Raw genomic sequence first — 21,407 nt, 5'->3', positions numbered from 1 at the left:
TGCGCCCGCCCGCACCAACCCGTAACCAGTTCATATGAAGATACTCTTTCTTGGCGACGTGATGGGCCGGGCCGGACGGCAGGCCATCTCCGACAGGCTCCCGACCCTCCGCGAGGACTGGAAGCTCGATTTCGTGGTGGTCAATGGCGAGAATGCGACCTCCGGGGCCGGGCTGACCGAGGCCCACGCGAAGCTCATCTTCGAGGCGGGGGCGGACGTGGTCACCTTGGGCGACCATGCCTTCGACCAGAAGGAAATGCTCTCCTACTGCGAACGCGAAACCCGGATCATCCGGCCGCTGAACTTCGCCAAAGACGCGCCCGGGCGCGGCGCGCGCGTGTTCGAGGACCGGCGCGGGCGGCGCATCCTCGTGGCCCAGATCCTCGGCAACGTCTTCATGAAACGCGCCTTCGAAGACCCGTTCGGCCAGATCGAAAAGGCGCTTCAGCCCTTCAACCTCGGCGGCGCCGTGCAGGCCACGCTGGTCGATGTGCATTGCGAGGCGACGTCCGAGAAGATGGCGATGGGCCACTTCCTCGATGGCCGCGCGAGCGTGGTGGTCGGCACCCATACCCACGTCCCCACGGGGGACGCGATGATCCTGCCGGGCGGCACCGCTTATCTCACCGACGCCGGGATGTGCGGCGACTACCACTCGGTGATCGGCATGGAAAAGGCCGAGCCGCTGCGCCGTTTCGTCACCGGCATGGTCAAGGGGCGCTTCTCCCCGGCCAACGAGTCCGCGACGCTCTCGGGCCTCTATGTCGAGACCGACGACAAGACCGGCAAGGCCACGCGGATCGAGATGGTGCGACAGGGCGGAAAACTGCAACAGGCTGCACCATAGCGACACAACGACCGCTTGCCGGTAAGCGGCACGCAGGTCTAAATGGCGCGGTCGGGGTCAGGACACCATGAGCTTCATCGAACTTCCGCAATCCGCAGAACCCATCGTGGCGCTCATCGTCGTCGGCGTCATGTTCCTCATGTTCCTGCGTGAGATCTTCCCGACCGAAGTCGTGGCCATCGGCGGGGTCGCCGTGATGCTCGTCACCGGAATCCTGCCCTACGACGCCGCGCTCGCTGTCTTGGCCAACCCCGCGCCCTGGACCATCGCCTGCATGTTCATCGTCATGGGGGCGCTCGTGCGCACCGGGGCGCTCGACTGGTTCACCCAGATTGCCGAGCGGCAGGCGGGGGCAAGCCCGCGCCTCGCCATCGGCGTGCTCATGGTCTTCGTCGTCTTCGCCTCGGCCTTCGTGTCCAATACGCCCGTGGTGGTGGTGATGATCCCGGTCTTCACCCAACTCGCACGCAAGCTCGAGATTTCGGCCTCCAAGCTTCTGATCCCGCTGTCCTACGGCGCGATCATGGGCGGCACGCTCACGCTCATCGGGACGTCCACCAACCTGCTCGTCGACGGCGTGGCGCGCTCCAACGGGCTGGAGCCCTTCTCGATCTTCGAAATCACGCCCCTGGGAATTCTCGTCGTGGCCTGGGGCATGGCGTATCTCTATGTCGTCGCGCCCAAGCTCCTGCCCGAGCGTGACAGCATGGCGACGCTCCTCACCGACCGGTCGCGCAAGAAGTTCTTTACCGAGGCCGTGATCCCCCCGGAATCCAACCTGATCGGGCGCGACGCGCTCAGCGTGCAACTGTTCAAGCGCGAAGGTGTGCGGCTGATCGACGTAGTGCGCGGCGACATCTCGCTGCGCCGCAACCTCAAGGGCGTGAAGCTTCAGGTCGGCGACCGGATCGTTCTGCGCACCCAGATGACCGAACTGCTCTCGCTCCAGCGCAACAAGAGCCTCAAGCGCGTCGATCAGGTGTCGGCGGTCGAGACGACGACGGTCGAGGTCCTGATCTCACCGGGCTGCAAGATGATCGGGCGCAAGCTGGGCCAGCTGCGCCTGCGTCGCCGCTACGGCGTCTACCCGCTCGCGGTCCACCGCCGGAACCAGAACATCGGCCAGCAACTCGACAACGTGACCGTGCGCGTGGGCGACACGCTCCTGCTCGAAGGCGCACCCGAGGACATTCAGCGGCTCGCGGCCGACATGGACCTCGTCGACGTGGCCAAGCCCTCGGGCCGGGCGTTTCGGCGCGGCCACGCGCCCATCGCGCTCCTGTCGCTCTTCGGGATCGTGGCGCTGGCCGGTCTCGGCGTTGCCCCGATCCTTGCCGTTGCCGTGGTGGCGGTGGCCGTGGTGCTCCTGACCCGTGCCGTGGATGCGGACGAGGCGTTCAGCCAGATCGAGGGCCGCCTGCTCGCCCTCATCTTCGCCATGCTCGCCATCGGCGCAGCCCTCGACGCGTCAGGCGCGGTGGAAGTGATCGCGAGCGCGCTGGCCCCGATGATCGAAGGCTTCCCGCCCTTCCTCGTGATCTGGTCGATCTACCTGCTGACCTCGGTGCTGACCGAACTCGTGTCAAACAACGCCGTCGCGGTCGTCGTGACGCCCATCGCCATCGGGATCGGCGTGGCCATCGGGATAGACCCCCGCCCCCTCGTGGTTGCGGTCATGGTCGCCGCCTCGGCGAGTTTCTCGACCCCCATCGGCTACCAGACGAACACGCTCGTCTATGGTCCCGGCGGCTATCGGTTCACCGATTTCATGAAGGTCGGCATTCCGCTCAACCTGTCGATGGGTCTGCTGGTCAGCGCGGTGATCCCGCTCATCTGGCCGCTCTGAGCTCCGGTTTCGAACGGGCTTCGCCCGTCCGACCGGGGCGGGGGCTCTGCCCCCGCACCCCCGAAGTATTTTCGGAACGAAGAAGATGGACCCCGGGCTAGTAGCCCCGTGCCTTGTCAACCTGATGGAGAAGGGGCTCGCCCGCCTCGACGCGCCGGATGTTCGCAGCCACGACGCGCGAGGCTGTCTCGGGCCGGGTTTCCGAGGCGATATGCGGCGTGACCGTCACGTTCGGGTGCGACCAGAATGGATGATCGCGCGGCAGCGGTTCGACCCGGAACGTGTCGAGCGTCGCATGGCCAAGCCGCCCGCTGTCCAGCGCCGCCAGCAGCGCCTCATCGTCGATCAGCGCGCCACGTCCGGGGTTCAGGACCACCGCCCCCACAGGCATCAGCGCCAGCCTGCGCGCGTTCAGCGTGTTCTCAGTCTCTGGCGTCGATGGCAGAAGCAGCACCACGATCTCGGCCTCCGACAACACCCGGTCCAGCCCCGCGTCCCCGTGGAAACAGGCCACACCCGGCAGCGACTTTGGCGACCGGCTCCACCCCGCCACGACGAAGTTGAGCCGTGTGAGCGCCATCGCGCAGGCCGCGCCCAGCTCGCCCAGCCCAAGGATCGCGACCTTGCGTTGCCGGGCCAGTGGCGGGGCTGTCTGCCGCCATTCCGGGGCGTCGCGCGTTATGTGCGCGTCGAGGCCAAGGTGATGGCGCAGCACATGCCCCGTCACCCATTCGACCATGCCCTCGGTCAGCCCCTCATCCACCATCCGTGCGTAAGGTTGCGTCAGCGTCTCGTTCGCGATGATGGACTCGACCCCGGCCCAGAGCCCCAGAACCGCTTTCGTGTTGGTATAGCCCGACAGGTCCGCCGCCCCGCCGCCCGGCGCATAGATGACGTAATCCACCACCTCCGGCGCATGATCCGTGGCCAGCTCCGCGTCGAGCCCCGCCTCGGCCAAAGCCGCCTCAAGGTGCGGGCGCCACGGCGCGATCATGTCGTCGCGCATGAGCATCTGAACCTTCAACATCAGCGCGGCCTGTGAACGTGGGCGGACTGGACGAGGCCGAAGCCGATCATCAGGATCAGCATGGCCGAGCCGCCGTAGCTGACCAGCGGGAGCGGCACGCCGACGACGGGCGCAAGCCCCATGACCATCGACATGTTCACCGCGAAGAAGAAAAAGAACGTCGCCGCAATCCCGAGGGTGAGCAGCGAGCCATAGCGGTCCGTGTTACGCACCGCCGAAGCGATGCAGAAAATGATGATCGCGACATACAGGGCGAGGAGCGAGGCCGCCCCGACGAAACCGAATTCCTCGGCCAGTGTCGTGAAAATGAAGTCCGTCTGCTTTTCCGGCAGGAAGTTCAGCCGCGACTGCGTGCCCTGCATGAACCCCCGCCCGGTCCATCCGCCCGATCCCAGCGCGATCTTCGACTGGGTGATGTGATACCCCGCGCCCAGCGGGTCCGAGGACGGGTCGAGGAAGGTGTCGATCCGACGATACTGGTAGTCCTTGAGAAGTTGCCAGTCGGTCCCGCGTGAACTGAACACCGCCGCCACAAGCCCGACGCCTGCGCCGCCCACCACGAGGAAATAAAGGATATGCACCCCCGCAAGGAACATCAGGACCGCGCCGCCCGCGACCAGCAGGATCGAGGTGCCGAGGTCCGGCTGGCGCAGGACGAGGTAGGTGGGCACCAGCACAACCACCACCGGGATCAGCACCCAGAGCGGGCGCGACACCTTGTCGACGTCGAGCCAGTCGTAATAGGCGGCCAGCACCATGATGAGCGTGATCTTGGTGAGCTCCGAGGGTTGCAGCCGCATGAACCCGAGGTCGATCCAACGTTGTGCGCCCATGCCCACGTCGCCCACGAACTCGACCGCGACGAGGAGCGCGAGCGATACCGCGAAAGCCAGCGCGGACAGGTTGCGCCAGAACCAGATCGGAACCATCGCCACGATGAACATCATCACGAAGCCCAGCGCGAACCGCTTCATCTGCGGCTCGGCCCAGGGCGAATAGGACCCGCCCGCGACCGAGTAGAGCATGAGAAAGCCGATTGCGGCGGCGGCGGCCAGCAGGAGCGCCAGAACCCAGTTGAAATACAGCACCTTGGACAGGCCCGTGGGCGTGTGCTTGACGTTGTATTCGAGAAAACTCATGCCCGCGACCTGCCCTGCGACGGCGCCTGCGGCTCGCGCAATTCCATCATGTCGAACTGCGAACGGATCGTGCCGCGCTGGGGCGACGGATAGGCGTCGAGCGGCGGGATGTCGTCATAGAGCGCGGCGAGCAGGATGTCGCGCGCGATAGGCGCGGCGGCGGTGGACCCGCCTCCGCCATGCTCGACCACGACCGACACGGCCACTTCCGGCGCGTCATGGGGCGCGAAGCTCACGAACAAAGCGTGGTCGCGCCGCTCCCACGGCAGGTCTTCGTTGCGGGTCACGCCAGCGGCCCGCTCGGCGGCGGTGATGTTGCGGACCTGACTGGTGCCGGTCTTGCCCGCCATGCGTACACCCTCGGCCACGACGCGCGAGCGTCCTGCCGTGCCGCGCGTCCCGTTGACCACCTCGTACATGCCCTGCTGAACGGCGGCGAGGTGGGCCGGATCGACGTCGAGCGGCTCGGTGCCCAGCACAGGCTCCTCCACCCCGTCGACGGACCGCACGAGGCGCGGTTCGATCACCTGCCCCGTCGCGATGCGCGAGGTCATGATCGCCAGTTGCAGCGGCGAGGCCAGCACGAAGCCCTGCCCGATGGCGGCGTTCAGGCTGTCGCCCACCACCCAGTCGGCCCCGCGCACCTCGCGCTTCCACTCCTTCGTGGGGATCAGCCCTTCGGCCACGCCCGACAGCGGCACGTCCGGGCGGATGCCAAGCCCCAGCTTGCGCGCCATCGCCGACATCCGTTCGATCCCGACCCGCTGGGCCAGTTCGTAGTAATAGACGTCACAGCTTTCGCGCAGCGATTTCACGAGGTTCACGCGCCCGTGCCCGCCGCGCCGCCAGCAGTGGAACCGGCGATCATGCAACTCGGTATAGCCCCGGCAGGTGATCGTCTCTTCCAGGTCGATCTCACCCGCTTCCAGCGCGGCCAGCGCCGTGACCATCTTGAAGGTGGACCCCGGCGGATAGGTGCCCTGCGCCGTCTTGTTGGCGAGCGGACGATAGGGGTCTTCGAGCAGGCCGTTGTAGTCCTTTGACGAAATCCCGCGCACGAACTTGTTGGGGTCATAGGAGGGCGCCGACGCGATGGCGAGGATATCGCCGTTGCGCGGGTCCATCACGACCGCCGCCGCGCTTTCGCCCGACAACCGCGCCTCGGCGAAATTCTGAAGCGCATGGTTCACGGTGAGCTGAAGGTTCGCACCCGCGACGCCTTCCTGCCGCCCAAGCTCGCGCATCACCCGGCCCACGGCGTTGACCTCGATACGCCGGGTGCCCGCCTCGCCACGCAACTGTCCCTCGTGCTTGTTCTCCACACCCGTCTTGCCGATCTGGAAGCGCGGAATCTGGAGCACCGGATCGGGGTCTTCGATCCGGCTCAGGTCGTAATCCGACACCGGCCCGACATAGCCCACCACATGGGCGAAATCCGACCCCATCGGGTAAATCCGGCTCAACCCCATTTCCGGCGTCACACCCGGCAGCGCGGGGGCATTCACCGCGACCTTGGAGATATCCTCCCACGACACGCGGTCCGCGATGGTCACGGGCACGAAGGGCGAGCGGCGGCTCATCTCTTCGAGCGCCTTGGCCTTGTCCTCGGGCGAAATCCAGACGAGCTTGCCCAGCCGGTCCAGCACCTCCTCCGGGTCGCCCGCATCCTCACGCACCATGATGATGGAGTAATTCTGTTCGTTTCCGGCGAGCAGCACGCCCTTGCGGTCATAGATCAACCCGCGCACCGGCGGCACGAGGCGGATGTTGACGCGGTTCTCCTCGGCCAACATCCGGTATTCGTCGGCCTGATCGACCTGCATGTAACGCATCCGCGCGACCAGCACGCCCGCCATTGCCACCTGCCCCGCGCCGAGCAGGAGTCCGCGCCGGGTGATGCGCTTGGCGCTCTTTTCCGTATCTGCGGGGGATCGTTTCATGCCGTCCGCGCCTCCGGGTCGATCGAACCGGGCTTCATCCACGAGATGCGGAAGCCCAGAGTGGAAATGAGGACCGTCACCGGATAGAAGACGACGGTGACCAGCAGGCTCAGAACCGTGATGCCAAAGGCCACCTGCGGCACCATGAAGACGCCCAGGATCAGGCGCTCGGCCAGCATCATCAGGAACATGATCGCGGCGACCGAGGCCCATTCGACGGCGAACCCCTGATCCGACAGCAGCCCGCGCCGCGACCGGATCGCCTCGATCCCCAGAATGGCGAGCAGCGGCGCGATCCCCGGCGGGGCGAGCGACAGCATATCTCCCAGCAGGAGCACCGCGGCCACGAGCAGAACCGGCATGTAGTCGGGCCGACGCACGGTCCAGGCAAAGGCAAAACACAGGATCAGGTCGGGCGGCGGAAAGGCCTGCGCGCCGGAGTGGAGCGGCAGCATCCGGGTAAAGATGATCAGCCCCGAGATCGCGAGGAACAGAAGGCCATAAAGCAGGCGGCGCAGCAGATACGGGTCGATCATTGAGTGACCTCCACCGTCTCCGTGCCTTCGCAGGTCTCCGGCACCTCGTCGCCCTCGGCCAGCCCGGTGCACTCTTCCGGCAGGCCTTCGGCGACCGGCGCGGTGGCCGGGTTCATCACGATAAGCGCCCCGCTGTCGGTGACCACCTCGCCCGGATGCGAACGCATGACGCGCAGGAATTCGAGCCGCTCGTAATCGGCGGCGAGCCGCACGCGCAGTCGCCGGTCCTTGCCCTGCACCACTTCCCCGACCAGCAGCCCCGCCGGAAACACTCCGCCGTCACCTGACGACAGAACCCGGTCGCCGGGCCGCACCAGGTCGCGGTTCTCGAGGAATTCGAGCGGCGGCACCGACGAGTTGTCGCCGGTCAGAATGGCGGTCTGGCCCGAGGGCTGAACGGTCACGGGGATACGGCTGTTGGAATCAGTGAGCAGGATCACCCGCGCGGTGCGCTCCCCCACCCCCGCGATCCGCCCGACGAGGCCAAGACCATCCATCGCCGCCCAGCCATCGACCAGCCCGTCGCGGGAGCCGAGGTTGATGAGAACCGACTGACGGAAGGGCGAGCCGCTGTCGGCCAGCACCACCCCGGTCACATAAGACAGCCGCGCATCCAGCCGCACGTTGTTCAGGTCGCGCAGCTTGGCGTTTTCCTGCTCCAGTTGAAGCGCGGCCTCTTTCCACGCCTGCATCTGGCGCAGTTCGCGCCGCAGCTCCTGATTTTGCTCGGAAATGCGCTGGTAGCTTTGAAAGTTCTCGATGGCGTCGGCGGTCTTCGTCACGGGCACCAGCGCCCATTCGAAACTGGGCACCACGCTGTCGACCAGTTGCGCCCGGAAGCGTTCAACCCGCGGGCTGTCGATCCGCCACAAAAGGAACAGGGCGAACAGGACGAACAGCGTCAGACCGATCAGGATGCGCCTGACCGGGCCAACATAGTCTTCTGTCCGTGCCTTGGACCGTGCCAATTTTTCCCCCCAGTGCTACGGGGCGGCCACGCGGGCCTTCAACTGTCGTAGTCGATAACGTGACGCAGTTGCTTTTCGTATTCCAGTGCCTTGCCGGTGCCCAAGGCTACACAATTCAGCGACTCGTCGGCCACCGAGATGGACAGACCCGTCTGCTCGCGCAGCGCGAGGTCCAGTTCACCGAGCAGCGCACCGCCACCCGTGAGCATCACGCCGCGGTCGACGATATCGGCACCGAGGTCGGGCGGCGTCGTCTCCAGCGCCGTCATCACCGCCTCGCAGATCTGCTGGACGGGTTCGGCCAGCGCCTCGGCCACCTGGGCCTGGCTGATCTCGATTTCCTTGGGCACGCCGTTGAGCAGGTCGCGGCCCCGGATATGCATGGAGGCGCCGCGCCCGTCGTCGGGCATCCGCGCCGTGCCGATGGAGGTCTTGATCCGCTCGGCGGTGGATTCCCCGATCAGCAGGTTATGCTGGCGACGCAGGTAATTGACGATGGCCTCGTCCATCCGGTCGCCACCGACACGGACCGAGCGGGCATAAACGATGTCACCCAGCGACAGCACGGCCACCTCGGTCGTCCCGCCGCCGATGTCCACGACCATCGACCCGGTCGGATCGGTGATCGGCATCCCGGCCCCGATGGCCGCCGCGATGGGCTCCGCGATCAGGCCGGCGCGCCGCGCGCCTGCGGACAAGACCGACTGGCGAATGGCCCGCTTCTCGACCGGCGTGGCGCCGTGGGGCACGCAGACGATGATCTTGGGCTTCGAGAATGTGGTGCGCTTATGAACCTTGCGGATGAAGTGCTTAATCATCTCTTCCGCGGTGTCGAAATCGGCGATCACGCCCTCGCGCATCGGCCGGATCGCTTCGATCGAGCCGGGGGTCCGCCCCAGCATCAGCTTGGCGTCCTCACCCACGGCGAGCACTTTCTTCACCCCGTCTTTGACGTGGTAAGCAACCACCGACGGTTCGTTCAGAATCACACCCCGACCCTTCACATAGACGAGCGTGTTCGCCGTCCCGAGGTCGATCGCCATGTCAGACGAGAAAAGTCCAGAGAATCCAACCATTTTCGGTGTCTTCCGTTCGTCCCATTACCCAATACCCCGGCTCGTTGGCCGGGGGTTTGAGGCCTTATATGGGCCATAGGCTTTGGGTGAAAGGGGGTGCGCAAAAACCTCCGGCAGCTTTCTGCCCAGACCGACCCTTTTCCGCCGAGCAGAACCTGTGCCGTGAATGAGGGCGGGGCCGCCCCTTGCGCCCCCGCCCTGTCGATCAGTTCGCGTCGGAGTAGTGGATACCCGGCGACGACTTCGCCAGCCGGATCTGAAGCCGGTTGAGCGCGGTGATATAGGCCTTGGCCGAGGCGACGACGGTATCGGTATCGGCCGACTGCCCGGTCGAGATGCGCCCGTTCTCCGACAGACGCACCGAAACGGTCGCCTGCGCGTCGGTGCCTTCGGTCACGGCGGACACCTGATAGATTTCCAGCCGCGCCTCGGTCGGGAACAGTGCCTTCACGGCGTTGAAGGTCGCGTCCACGGGGCCGTCGCCGGTCTGGGTGGTCGACACCTCTTCCCCGTCAATCTCCAGCACGATATCCGCGCTCTGCGGCCCCTCGGTCCCGCACATGACCCTGAGCGACGTCAGCTTGATCTTCTCGACCGCCTTGTCGCCCGCCGTATCGGCCACCAGCGCGATGATGTCGTCGTCGTAGACCTCCTTCTTGCGGTCGGCCAGCGACTTGAAGCGCACGAAGATGTCCTTGAGCTGGTTGTCCCCGACCTCCAGCCCCAGCGCGTTGAGCTTGTCGCGCAGCGCAGCCCGCCCCGAGTGCTTGCCCAGCGGCAGCGACGAGGCGGCCAGCCCGATATCCTCGGGCTTCATGATCTCGAACGTCTCGGCGTTCTTGAGCATCCCGTCCTGGTGAATGCCCGACTCGTGGGCAAAGGCGTTCTTGCCGACCACGGCCTTGTTGAACTGGACCGGGAAGCCCGACACTTGGCTCACACGGCGGCTGATCTGCATGATCCGCTTGGTGTCGATCTTCGTGGCATAGGGCATGATGTCGTTGCGCACGCGCAGCGCCATGACGATCTCTTCGAGCGCGGTGTTGCCCGCACGCTCGCCCAGCCCGTTGATGGTGCATTCCACCTGCCGCGCACCCGCCTCGACGGCGGCGAGGCTGTTGGCGGTCGCCATGCCCAGATCGTTGTGGCAGTGGGTCGAGAACACCACCTCGTCCCCGCCCGGCACCTTTTCGATCAGCATCCGGATCAGCTCGGCGCTTTCACGCGGCGCGGTATAACCCACCGTGTCGGGAATGTTTATCGTGGTCGCCCCCGCCTTGATCGCGATTTCGACCACGCGGCAGAGGTAATCATGCTCGGTGCGCGTCGCGTCCATCGGCGACCACTGGACGTTGTCGGTCAGGTTGCGCGCATGGCTCACCGTGTCGTGGATCAGGTCCGCCATGTCATCCTGGCTCAGACCCGGAATGGCACGGTGAAGCGGCGAGGTGCCGATGAATGTATGAATCCGGGGCTTTCCGGCGTGTTTCACCGCCTCATATGCCCGCTCGATATCGGTTTTGTTCGCGCGCGCCAGCCCGCAGATGGTGGAATTCTTCGACCGGACGGCGATTTCCTTCACCGCCTCGAAGTCACCCTCGGAGGCGATGGGGAACCCGGCCTCGATGATATCCACGCCCATCTCGTCGAGCATCTCGGCGATCTCGAGCTTTTCCTCGTGGCTCATCGTCGCGCCGGGGCTCTGCTCGCCATCGCGCAGCGTCGTATCGAAAATCAGGACGCGGTCCTGCTCGGTCTTGTCGGTCATTGGATTGTCTCTCTTGTCTGTCTTAGCCGTGGGTTCGCAGGCGCGGTGACATACCTCTGAGCGCTCGCGCCAACCGGCACGCTCAGAGGCGGCTAAGAAGAAGAAGGGCGGCGCACGGCGACAGATGCGGGGTCGCACCGGTGGCAAGCGTGATATGGGCCGCGTTCATCATGGCCGCGTTTATAACCCGCCCTGCGTGAATGAAAAGTGATTTTTGGGGCGACTGGTCCGGGGCGGGGGGCGTTCCGTAACCGCACCATGACCGGATCAGCACTCATTCTCGGCGCCTCGGGCGGCATCGGCGGCGCGATTTCGACCCATCTCGGACAGGGCGGCTGGCACGTCACGGGCCTGTCGCGCAGCGCGGACGGCTTCGACTATGCCGACCCCGCGCGGGTGGACGCCCTCCTGAGCGGCCTCGACGGCCCCTTTGACCTCGTCTTCATCGCGACCGGCGCACTGGAGATTGATGGGCACGGCCCGGAGAAAGCACTTCGCCACCTCGCCGCCGACGCCCTCGCCGCGCAGTTCCGCACCAACACCATCGGTCCCGCGCTGGTGATGCGCCACGCAGCCCGCCTCCTTCCCCGCGACCGCCCCGCGACCATCGCCGCGCTGTCGGCCCGCGTGGGCTCCATCGGCGACAACCATCTGGGCGGCTGGTATGGCTACCGCGCCGCCAAGGCCGCGCTGAACCAGATCATGCACGGCGCCGCGATCGAACTGGGCCGCACCCACAAACAATCGGTCTGCGTGGCGCTCCACCCCGGTACCGTCTCGACCGACCTCACCGCCACCCACGGCGCGGGGCACGACAAGGTCACGCCTGCCCAAGCCGCCGCGAACCTGCTGAACGTGCTCGCGGACCTCACCGCCGAGGACAGCGGCCTGTTCTTCGACTGGCAGGGTAAGCGCGTCGAATGGTGAGCCGTCTGATCCTCGTCCTTGGCGACCAGCTCACCCCCACCCTTTCGGCGCTGGAACAGGCCAACCGCGAGACGGACGTCGTGGTCATGGCCGAAGTGCGCGGCGAAGCGGGCAGCCCCAAGCACCACCCCCAGAAAATCGCGCTGATCTTCTCTGCGATGCGCAAGTTCGCCGCCCGGCTTGAGGCCGACGGCTGGACCGTCGCCTACGCCCGCCTCGAAGACCGGGACAACGCCCAGACCATCGACGGCGAACTTCTGCGCCGCGCCGAAGAACACGGCGCGACCGAAGTGCTCTGCACCACCCCCGGCGACTGGCGGCTGATCCAGCTCCTCGACGACCTCCCCCTCAAGGTCACGCGACTGCCCGACACCCGGTTCATCTCGACACAGGAGGAATTCGAAGGCTGGGCGGAGGGCCGCAAGGAGCTTCGGATGGAGTTCTTCTACCGCGAGATGCGGCGCAAGACCGGCATCCTCATGGACGGGGACAAGCCGGAGGGCGGCAAGTGGAACTACGACCACGACAACCGCGCACCGGCCAAGGCGGACCTCTTTCAACCCAAGGTGCCCGCGTTCGAACCCGACGGGGTGACGCAAGAGGTGCTCGACCTCGTCGCGCGGGAGTTCTCCGACCATTTTGGTGATCTGGACGGGTTCGACTACCCCACGACGCCGGAAGAGGCGCAGGAGGCGCTCGACGACTTCATCGAAAACCGCTTCGAGAGCTTCGGCACCTATCAGGACGCGATGCTGGCGGGCGAGCCGCACCTCTACCACTCGATCCTGTCGCCCGCGCTCAACATCGGCCTCCTCGACCCGCTCGACCTGTGCAAACGGGCCGAAGCCGCCTATCGCGCCGGAAAGGTGCCCCTCAACTCCGCCGAGGGGTTCATCCGCCAGATCCTCGGCTGGCGCGAATATGTGCGCGGCATCTACATGATGGACGGCCCCGCTTACACGTCCCGCAACGCCCTGCGCCACCACCGCGACCTCCCGTGGCTCTACTGGGGTGGCGAGACCGACATGGCCTGTCTGTCCGAAGTGGTGCGGCTCACGAAGGAAAACGCCTACGCCCACCATATCCAGCGCCTCATGGTCACGGGCAACTTCGCCCTGCTCATCGGGGCCGATCCGGCGCAGGTGCAGGAGTGGTATCTGTGCGTCTACGCCGACGCCTTCGAATGGGTCGAAGCGCCCAACACGGCGGGAATGAGCCTATTCGCCGATGGCGGCATGATCGCGTCGAAACCTTATGCCGCCTCGGGGAATTACATTAACAGGATGTCCGACTATTGTGCGGGCTGCGCCTATGATGTCCGGCAAAAGACCGGCGACGACGCCTGCCCGTTCAACCTGCTCTACTGGTGGTTTCTCGACCGCCACGAGCAGCGGTTTCGCAAGAACGTGAGGATGAAAACCATCTACGCGACGTGGGACCGAATGAAGGACGACCGGAAAAGCCAAGTGCTTGCCGATGCAGAAAAATTCCTCGCACGGCTGGATGCAGGCGAGCGGGTCTGACCCGGAACTCGGCGATAATTGGCTTTCGGTTACAAAGTTATATTTCATCCTCGTCTTTAATGGCGTTGTGAGTCACACTACCTCAGGGGATGAAAGTGAACACCGGATTATCCGGTTTTTAGGAGGTGCCGTGGACCAGGTGCGCAAACGTAAAAGCGCTGCCGACCGCAAGGCCGAAATTGTAGACACTGTCATCAAGCTTTCGGCCGTGCTCGGTCCGGATCGCGTAACGACCCAACATCTCGCGGATGCGGTTGGGGTGACCCAGCCTGCCATTTTCCGCCATTTCTCGACCAAGTCCGAAATCTGGGACGAGGTCAGCCGGCGGATTGCGGCAGATATCAACGAGATGTCCGAAAGCGTGGAGTCCCCGCAAACGGGGCTGCGCGACTACATCAACAGATTCCTGAGCTTCGTGAGCGAGCGTCCGGCGGTTCCTGCGATCCTGCATTCCATCGAATTGCAGGTCGAGAACACCGAACTGCGCAACCGCTTCACCGCGCTCAACCGCGACAGCACGACACGCGTCGCCCGGCTGATCGAGCGGGGGCAGGAGCGGAGCGAAATCCGCGCCGAGCTCTCGGCCACGGGCATCGCCGGTGTCGTGATGACCTCGCTTCAGGGTCTCAGCCACGACTGGCTGCTCAAGGATCAGGCTTTCGATCTGGAAAGCGCCGGCAATCGTCTGGCGGACGACATCCTCGCGATGATCGGCGCCTGACGGCGCGGCATCGTTGAGACCAGGGTGGCGTAAGCGCTCCCCTCTGTTTCCAGGTCCCCCCGTCAACCCCGGCTCGTAGGTGGGTCCGAGGTGACTCGCAACTGCCTCATCATCGCCTCCAGGTCAGCGCGAAACCTAACGCGCTTGTCCGCATCCCACATCCGGGACCGAAAAAGGCCGCCCAGTTTCGGGCGGCCTTTCACGATACACGCAACTGGTTTGGTCCGTGGCGGTCAGTAAAGCCCGCCATTGCCGAGCGAAATATCCGGCGCCACCAGCGAGGGGTCGCGCGGCGGCGTCGCTTCCTGCTGTTGCTGGTCTTGCTGCTGCGGCGCAGGCTCCGGCGCGGGGGCCGGTTCGGGTTCGGGCGCAGGCTCGGGTTCCGGCGCGGGGGCCGGTGCAGGCTCCGGGGCCGGGGCGGGTTCCGGCTCTGGCGCAGGCTCCGGTTCGGGCGCGGGTTCCGGCGTGGGCTCCGGCTCCGGCGCTGGTTCAGGCGCAGCCTCCGGTTCAGGCGCGGGCGCCGGTTCCGCAGGTTCCGGCTCCGCCGCAGCGGGCGTCACCGGCGCGGGCGTGCCACCTTCGAGCATCGAGGACATGACCCCGTTGACCCACTGGCCGGACACGCGCTCTCCCGAGGCATAGGCGACAGTGCCCTGCCCGTTGCGCTGGTCGGCCGAGAATTCGCCCTCGTAGACATCGCCGTTCGGATAGGTCGCCGTGCCCATCCCGCTCTTCATGCCGTTCTCCCAGCCGCCGGTATAGCTGAACCCGTCGGCCATCGTAAGCGCGCCCTCGCCGTGACGTGCGCCGTCCTGCCAGCCACCCTCATACACCGAGCCGTCCGCGTATTCCTCGCGCCCCTGACCGTGGCGTTTGCCGTCCTGCCAACCACCGGTATAGCCGTGACCCTCGGGGAAGGTCAGCGTGCCCTCGCCGTCGAACAGCGCCGAAACGAACCCGCCCTCATAGGTCGAGCCGTTGGGGTATTCCGCGCGTCCGGTGCCTTCGATCACACCGTCGCGCCATGTGCCGGTGTAGGAGCCGCCATCGGGATATTCGATCGTGCCCTGCCCGTCGGGAAGCCCGGCGCGGAAGGTGCCGGTATAGACCGACCCATCGGGATAGGTGACCTTGCCCTCGCCCTCGATCTGACCCTCGACCCAATTGCCTTCATAGACATAGCCGTCGTCACCCGTGAACACGCCGTCGCCGTTGCGCTGGTCGTTCAGGAACGCGCCGGTATAGGTGTCGCCGTTCTCATAGGTGACCTTGCCCTGCCCGGACCGCTGGCCTTCGACGAACTGGCCGGAGTAGACATCGCCGTTGGCCTGCGTGAGCCGCCCGGTGCCGTGCATCTGCCCCGCGACCCACTGGCCTTCATAGCGCATCCCGTCGGCCCCGACATAGACGCCCTGCCCCTGCCGCTGATCGCCCGAGAACGCGCCCTCGTAGACCGAGCCATCGGCATAGGTCGCCCGGCCCTGACCGTCCTTCTTGCCCATGTTCCAGTCACCTTCGTAGGTGAAGCCGGAGGGGCTGACCATCTTGCCGCGCCCGTGATGCAGCGCCTCGCGCAGGCCGCCCTCGTAGGTCACGCCATTGGCGTATTCCGCGATGCCGGTGCCCGTGATCTTGCCGTCGACCCAGTCGCCCTCGAAGCTCGACCCGTCCGCGAAGGTGATCTTGCCGAAGCCGTGCGGCTTGCCGGCGGCGAAGTTGCCTTCATAGACCGATCCGTTGGCGAAGCGTGCAACGCCCTCACCCCGGATCTCGCCATTCACGAACGTCCCGCTGTATTCGTAACCCGACGGCGTGCGCAGCGTGCCCTCACCATGCGGCTGGCCGTCCTTGAACGTCCCTTCGTATACCCGCCCGTCGTCATACTGCATCGTGTCCTCGCCGTCCTGTGCGAGCGCGCCGCTGGCCATCAGGCTGGCGGCGACGGAAAGGACGAGACGCAGATTGCGGGACATGGGAACCTCTTGACCGATCTTTCGGGTGAGCGAAACCTAAGCGCACGGGCCGTATGAGACAATTGTTTTCCCATGACAATCGTGGCACCCGGCTTTTCCCCGCCCATGAACCTGCTAAAGAAGGCGGGAACCGAAAGGACCGAGATGACCGAGACGTTTCGCCTGACGCTAGCCCAGCTGAACCCCGTGGTCGGGGACATTCCCGGCAACGCCGACCGGGCCCGCAAGGCATGGGCCGAGGCGAAGTCGGCCGGCGCGGATATGGTCATGCTGACCGAGGCGTTCCTGACCGGCTACCAGCCCCAGGACCTCGTCATGCGCCCCCCATTCTGGAGCGAGGCGATGGAGGTGTGCGAGGCGCTCGCCCGCGACTGCGCCGACGGCCCGGTCATGGGGATCGGCTGCCCCTATCACGACGGCAAGGACCTCTATAACGCCTACTGGATTCTCGAAGGCGGCCATGTGCGCCGGCGCATCCTGAAACAGATGCTCCCGAACGAAACGGTGTTCGACGAGAAACGCCTCTATTCCCACGCCCCGCCGCAGGACCCGATCCAGATCGGCCCGCTCACGCTCGGCATCCCGATCTGCGAGGATGCGTGGTGGCCCGACGCGGTCTGCGAGGACCTTGCCGAAAAGGGGGCCGAGATCCTCGCCGTCCCCAACGGTTCCCCCTACTACCGGGGCAAGGTCGAAACCCGCCACGGCGTGATCCGCGCGCGGGTCGAGGAGACGGGGCTTCCGCTCATCTACCTCAACATGGTCGGCGGTCAGGACGATCAGGTGTTCGACGGGGCCTCCTTCGGCATGGACGCGCAGGGCGAGCTGGCCTTCCAGCTTCGCGAATTCGACGAGGTGATCCATCACCTCGACCTCGAAAAGGGCGCGGACGGGTGGCGCATCGTGCCGGGCGAGGTGATCCCGGCCCTGCCCCCTTATGAGGCCGACTACCGCGTCATGGTGCAGTCCCTGCGCGACTACATGGGCAAGACCGGGTTCAAGAAGGTGCTCCTCGGCCTCTCCGGCGGGATCGACAGCGCCATCGTCGCGACCATCGCCGCCGACGCGCTCGGCCCCGAAAACGTGCGCTGCGTGATGCTGCCCTCGGAATACACGTCGCAACATTCGCTGGACGACGCCAAGGCGGTCGCGAACAACCTCGGCTGCCCCTACGACTTCGTCCCGATCAAGGGCCCGCGCGAGGCCGTGACTGAAACGCTCGCCCCGCATTTCGAAGGTTACGCGCCCGACCTCACCGAGGAAAACATCCAGTCCCGCCTGCGCGGCCTCCTCCTCATGGCGATGTCCAACAAGTTCGGGGAAATGCTGCTGACCACCGGCAACAAGTCCGAAGTCGCGGTGGGCTACGCCACGATCTATGGCGACATGGCCGGCGGCTACAATCCGATCAAGGATCTCTACAAGATGCGGGTCTTTGAAACCTGCCGCTGGCGCAACGCGAACCACCGCGACTGGATGATGGGACCGGCGGGCGAAGTCATCCCGCCCCGCGTCATCGACAAGCCCCCCTCGGCGGAACTGCGCGACGACCAGCAAGACAGCGACAGCTTGCCGCCTTACGAGGTGCTCGACGAGATTCTAGAAGGGTTGGTGGACAAGGAACTCTCGGTTGCCGATCTGGTGGCGCAGGGCTTCGACCGTGAGACGGTGAAGAAGGTGGAACACCTGATCTACATCTCGGAATACAAGCGCTTCCAGTCCGCGCCGGGCGCGCGTCTGACCATGCGCAGCTTCTGGCTCGACCGCCGCTATCCCATCGTCAACCGCTGGCGTGACAAGACATGACACGGGATCTCGAAATCATCGCGGCGCCGCCGTCGTTCCGCACCATGCGCCTGATCGGCGCCGTGTTTCTGGCCCTCGGCCTGATCGGTATCGCACAGGTCGCCATGACCGACCCGGAGGCGCTCTGGCGCACCCCGACCGGCGCGCTCCTCGCCGTTCCGGTGCTGCTGGGCGTGATGCTGGGCTGGGTTGGGCTGACCGAAACCCACATGCGCCGCCGCCTCGCCCATCTCTCCGCCGAAGGCGCGCAGGTCGGCGTCCACGCCCGCCTACCGTGGGACAGGATCGTGCGCATCGAACGGCGCGGCTCCGGCACCTATGAGACGCTGACGCTGTTCCCCGCCGGCAAACGCGAGTTGCGCCGCCCGATCCCCATTGGCCGCGCCGAGAACGCCCCCGACATGATCGTGGGCGAGGTGCTGGCATTCATGGAACAGGCGGGCGTCACGGCGACGCTTGCCCAAAAGGGTGCGCGGGACGTGTGGGAGGTCGCTCAGGACGAAACCGCCCCCGAGCCGACCCGGTCGGACCAAGTGTCGGCCTGACCCGGTCAGGTGAGCGACGTGCCGCGCGCTTTCACAAGGTGGTTGCCGATATAGCTCGCGATCCGCGTGCCATCCGCCCGGTGCACATCGTTGCGCACAGCCACGCGCCCCCGGTCCGGGCGTGACTTCGACCGCTCGGCGCTCACCACCTCGCAGCGCACATGGATACGGTCCCCCGGCTGCGCAGGCAAAAACCACCGCACCTCGTCCATCCCCGATGCCCCCATCGAGGACTCGTTCCACACGTCGGCCTGCATCCCGAGATTGAACGCGATGAGCAGCGTGTGCCAGCCAGAGGCGATCAGCGTCCCGAAATGGCTCTCCGCCGCCGCCGCCTCGTCAAGGTGAAACGGCTGCGGGTCCCATTCCTGCGCGAATTTCACGATGGCCTCGCGGGTCAGCTCCGCCTCGGCCGTGCGGAAGGCGAACCCCACCGGCAGGTCTTCGAAATAGCGTTGTGTCACTGTGTATCAGCCTCGGGCGCTACGGTTGTCGGCGTCTGCGGCGGGGGCGCATCGCCGCCCACCACCCCGCTGAAGAAGCGGGAACTCATGACCAGCAGCCCGAAGGCAAGGAGGATGGCGATCAGCACGATCCCCGGAATCCGGCTCGCCACCCGCTGCGCGGAGCGTTTTTCGAACTGGCCGCCCACGACCCAGAGTGCCACGGCAATGACCGCCGCGACCCCTTGCCAGACCACGAATTTCGCGACCTTGTTCAACCCGGCGGTAAAGCCGTCGCCGCTCGGTTCGGTCAGCCCGAAATCCACGAACGAGACGATGAACGCCAGCGTCCAGAGCGTAAGGCCTATTCGAAGGGCGGTTTTCGCTGTCATGCGGCGAGAGTGCCAAAAACCGCCGCATGCGCAAGCGAAAGTTGCCCGGCGGCGACTGTCTCAGCCCAGTGTGACATCGAGGAACATCATCAGGATCAACCCGATGATGAGCCCGGCGGTCGCGCTTTTCTGATGCCCGCCCCGGTGCGTCTCGGGAATGATCTCGTGGCTGATGACGTAAAGCATCGCCCCCGCCGCGAAGGTCAGCCCCCAGGGCAGCAACGTCTCCGACACCGTCACCGCGACGACCCCGATCAGCCCGCCCACCGGCTCGATCAACCCGGTCAGGAGCGCGATTGCGAAACTGTGCCCCCGGCCATAGCCCAGGCCGCGCAGCGCCACGGCGACCGCCAGCCCCTCGGGCGCGTTCTGAAGCCCGATCCCGGTCGCGAGCGACACGCCGTTGGCCACGTTGCCCCCGCCGAAGCCCACGCCCACGGCCATGCCTTCGGGAAAATTGTGGATGGTGATCGCGATAATGAACAGCCAGATGCGCGACAGCGCGCCGGGATCGGCGCCCTCTGGTCCCTGTATGAAATGCTCATGCGGCAGAAGCTCGTTCATCGCCCAGACGACGGCGGCCCCCAGCGCGATCCCCGCCCCGGCGATGGTCGCGGCGATCCAGACCGAGCCGCTGTTCTCCTCCGCCACCTCGAGACCGGGCAGCAGGAGTGAAAAGAATGACGCCGAGATCATCACCCCGGCCGCGAACCCCAACAGGATGTCCGAGGCCCGGCGCGGCATGGTCTTGCCGAAAAGGACGAGCAGCGCCCCGACCCCGGTCATCAGACCCGCGGCAAGGCTCGCCAGCAATCCCATCACAACAACAGACATGGCGCATCATTGCGCCGCACCCGAATACGGCACAACCCTGAATCCGCGCGTTGCGCGCATCAGACGCGGCGGCTAAAAGCAGTGCGGTCGCAACATACGGGAGGACGCCATGCCGGTCATCACCACCATCGAGGACCTCAAGCACCTCTACCGCCGGCGCGCGCCCCGGATGTTCTACGATTACTGTGAAAGCGGGTCGTGGACCGAACAGACCTTCCGCGAAAACACCTCGGATTTCGACCAGATCCGCCTGCGCCAGCGTATCGCGGTGGACATGACCAACCGCTCCACCGCCACGCAGATGATCGGGCAGGACGTGGCCATGCCCGTCGCCCTCGCCCCGGTGGGCATGACCGGCATGCAATCGGCGGATGGTGAGATCAAGGCGGCCCGCGCGGCCGAGAAATTCGGCGTGCCGTTCACCCTGTCCACCATGTCGATCTGCTCGATCGAGGCGGTGGCCGAAAAGACGACCAAGCCGTTCTGGTTCCAGCTCTACGCGATGAAGGACTGGGATTACCTCACCCGCCTGATCGGACGCGCCAGGGACGCAGGCTGCTCCGCCCTCGTGGTCACGCTCGATCTCCAGGTGCTGGGCCAGCGCCACAAGGACATCAAGAACGGCCTCTCCGCCCCTCCCAAGCCGACGCTCAGGAACCTCGTGAACCTGTCGACCAAGTGGCGCTGGGGCCTCGGGATGCTGGCCACGAAGAACCGCGACTTCGGCAATGTCGTGGGCCATATCGCAGGCATCACCGATCCCTCGTCGCTTATGACCTGGACCGCCGAGCAATTCGACCCGGCGCTCGACTGGGCCAAGATCGAAAAGATCCGCGACCTCTGGGGCGGCAAGCTCATCCTCAAGGGCGTGATGGAGCCAGAAGACGCGCTCATGGCCGCCAGAATCGGCGCGGATGCCATCGTCGTGTCGAACCACGGCGGGCGGCAACTCGACGGCGCTGTCAGTTCCATCCGCGCGCTCGAACCGATCCTCGAGGCGGTCGGAGATACGGTCGAAGTCCACCTCGACAGCGGCATCCGCTCGGGCCAGGACGTGCTCAAGGCCGTCGCGATGGGCGCCAAGGGCACCTATATC

Annotated in this window: 19 protein-coding genes; 8 read left to right on the top strand and 11 right to left on the bottom strand. The window is 65.8% G+C overall.

What is annotated here, in order from left to right:
• Positions 1 to 34 precede the first annotated feature (34 nt).
• Positions 35 to 847, top strand: coding sequence for a TIGR00282 family metallophosphoesterase (locus B2585_RS16590; RefSeq protein ID WP_292025046.1), 813 nt, complete (start codon positions 35 to 37; stop codon positions 845 to 847).
• A gap of 67 nt (positions 848 to 914) precedes the next feature.
• A complete protein-coding gene (locus tag B2585_RS16585; protein WP_292025045.1) occupies positions 915 to 2,693 on the top strand; it encodes an SLC13 family permease in 1,779 nt (592 codons plus the stop codon).
• Between the two features lie 97 nt (positions 2,694 to 2,790).
• On the opposite strand, the gene B2585_RS16580 is transcribed toward B2585_RS16585, so the two are convergent.
• The 7 genes from B2585_RS16580 to B2585_RS16550 all read right to left on the bottom strand — a co-directional run bounded on the left by B2585_RS16580 (position 2,791) and on the right by B2585_RS16550 (position 11,147).
• Positions 2,791 to 3,720: a 2-hydroxyacid dehydrogenase gene (locus tag B2585_RS16580; RefSeq protein ID WP_292025044.1), complete on the bottom strand. Its 930-nt coding sequence runs from the start codon at positions 3,718 to 3,720 to the stop codon at positions 2,791 to 2,793.
• Positions 3,720 to 4,859, bottom strand: coding sequence for a rod shape-determining protein RodA (gene rodA / locus B2585_RS16575; RefSeq protein ID WP_292025043.1), 1,140 nt, complete (start codon positions 4,857 to 4,859; stop codon positions 3,720 to 3,722). Before rodA ends, B2585_RS16580 begins: the two co-directional genes overlap by 1 nt.
• Entirely contained in the window at positions 4,856 to 6,799 is a 1,944-nt protein-coding gene (gene mrdA, locus B2585_RS16570) for a penicillin-binding protein 2 (RefSeq protein WP_292025042.1), read from the bottom strand. The genes rodA and mrdA overlap by 4 nt, the downstream gene beginning before the upstream one ends.
• Positions 6,796 to 7,335: a rod shape-determining protein MreD gene (locus B2585_RS16565; RefSeq protein ID WP_292025041.1), complete on the bottom strand. Its 540-nt coding sequence runs from the start codon at positions 7,333 to 7,335 to the stop codon at positions 6,796 to 6,798. Before B2585_RS16565 ends, mrdA begins: the two co-directional genes overlap by 4 nt.
• On the bottom strand, positions 7,332 to 8,303 hold the full coding sequence (mreC, locus tag B2585_RS16560) for a rod shape-determining protein MreC (RefSeq protein WP_292025040.1): 972 nt from the start codon (positions 8,301 to 8,303) through the stop codon (positions 7,332 to 7,334). Before mreC ends, B2585_RS16565 begins: the two co-directional genes overlap by 4 nt.
• 38 nt (positions 8,304 to 8,341) lie before the next feature.
• Positions 8,342 to 9,379, bottom strand: coding sequence for a rod shape-determining protein (locus B2585_RS16555; protein WP_292025039.1), 1,038 nt, complete (start codon positions 9,377 to 9,379; stop codon positions 8,342 to 8,344).
• Between the two features lie 205 nt (positions 9,380 to 9,584).
• The gene (locus B2585_RS16550; RefSeq protein ID WP_292025038.1) at positions 9,585 to 11,147 is read right to left on the bottom strand and encodes a 2-isopropylmalate synthase; all 1,563 of its coding nucleotides are present in this window, start codon (positions 11,145 to 11,147) and stop codon (positions 9,585 to 9,587) included.
• A 258-nt stretch (positions 11,148 to 11,405) separates the two neighbouring features.
• On the opposite strand from B2585_RS16550, the gene B2585_RS16545 reads away from it, so the two are divergent.
• From B2585_RS16545 to B2585_RS16535, 3 genes are all read left to right on the top strand, one after another.
• Positions 11,406 to 12,074 carry an SDR family NAD(P)-dependent oxidoreductase gene (locus B2585_RS16545; protein ID WP_292025037.1) on the top strand — a complete coding sequence of 223 codons (669 nt, stop codon included), beginning with the start codon at positions 11,406 to 11,408 and terminating at the stop codon, positions 12,072 to 12,074.
• On the top strand, positions 12,068 to 13,597 hold the full coding sequence (locus tag B2585_RS16540) for a cryptochrome/photolyase family protein (protein WP_292025035.1): 1,530 nt from the start codon (positions 12,068 to 12,070) through the stop codon (positions 13,595 to 13,597). Before B2585_RS16545 ends, B2585_RS16540 begins: the two co-directional genes overlap by 7 nt.
• 130 nt (positions 13,598 to 13,727) lie before the next feature.
• Positions 13,728 to 14,318: a TetR/AcrR family transcriptional regulator gene (locus B2585_RS16535; RefSeq protein WP_292025034.1), complete on the top strand. Its 591-nt coding sequence runs from the start codon at positions 13,728 to 13,730 to the stop codon at positions 14,316 to 14,318.
• Between the two features lie 233 nt (positions 14,319 to 14,551).
• Here the strand turns inward: B2585_RS16535 and B2585_RS16530 are convergent, their stop codons facing one another.
• Complete coding sequence (locus B2585_RS16530) at positions 14,552 to 16,291, bottom strand: MORN repeat-containing protein (protein WP_292025032.1); 1,740 nt, start codon at positions 16,289 to 16,291, stop codon at positions 14,552 to 14,554.
• Between the two features lie 144 nt (positions 16,292 to 16,435).
• Here B2585_RS16530 and B2585_RS16525 point away from each other — a divergent pair, with 144 nt between their 5' ends.
• Both B2585_RS16525 and B2585_RS16520 read left to right on the top strand, forming a co-directional pair.
• Complete coding sequence (locus B2585_RS16525) at positions 16,436 to 18,097, top strand: NAD+ synthase (RefSeq protein ID WP_292025055.1); 1,662 nt, start codon at positions 16,436 to 16,438, stop codon at positions 18,095 to 18,097.
• Positions 18,094 to 18,642 carry a hypothetical protein gene (locus B2585_RS16520; protein WP_292025031.1) on the top strand — a complete coding sequence of 183 codons (549 nt, stop codon included), beginning with the start codon at positions 18,094 to 18,096 and terminating at the stop codon, positions 18,640 to 18,642. The genes B2585_RS16525 and B2585_RS16520 overlap by 4 nt, the downstream gene beginning before the upstream one ends.
• A gap of 5 nt (positions 18,643 to 18,647) precedes the next feature.
• Here B2585_RS16520 and B2585_RS16515 read toward each other — a convergent pair whose 3' ends face one another.
• Genes B2585_RS16515 through B2585_RS16505 form a run of 3 tightly spaced genes read right to left on the bottom strand, consistent with a single transcriptional unit; the run spans position 18,648 to position 20,311 of the window.
• Positions 18,648 to 19,106 carry a MaoC family dehydratase gene (locus B2585_RS16515; RefSeq protein ID WP_292025030.1) on the bottom strand — a complete coding sequence of 153 codons (459 nt, stop codon included), beginning with the start codon at positions 19,104 to 19,106 and terminating at the stop codon, positions 18,648 to 18,650.
• Complete coding sequence (locus tag B2585_RS16510) at positions 19,103 to 19,477, bottom strand: hypothetical protein (protein WP_292025029.1); 375 nt, start codon at positions 19,475 to 19,477, stop codon at positions 19,103 to 19,105. The genes B2585_RS16515 and B2585_RS16510 overlap by 4 nt, the downstream gene beginning before the upstream one ends.
• A 60-nt stretch (positions 19,478 to 19,537) precedes the next feature.
• Positions 19,538 to 20,311 (bottom strand): ZIP family metal transporter, encoded by a 774-nt coding sequence (locus B2585_RS16505; RefSeq protein WP_292025028.1) that lies wholly within the window; start codon positions 20,309 to 20,311, stop codon positions 19,538 to 19,540.
• 109 nt (positions 20,312 to 20,420) lie between these two features.
• Here B2585_RS16505 and B2585_RS16500 point away from each other — a divergent pair.
• A partial coding sequence (locus B2585_RS16500; RefSeq protein WP_292025027.1) for an alpha-hydroxy acid oxidase occupies positions 20,421 to 21,407 on the top strand: 987 nt, incomplete at its 3' end.

Origin of the sequence: Maritimibacter sp. UBA3975 (genome assembly GCF_002384975.1) — a bacterium.
Lineage (GTDB): Bacteria > Pseudomonadota > Alphaproteobacteria > Rhodobacterales > Rhodobacteraceae > Maritimibacter.
This window is presented reverse-complemented; position numbering and strand designations above follow the sequence as displayed.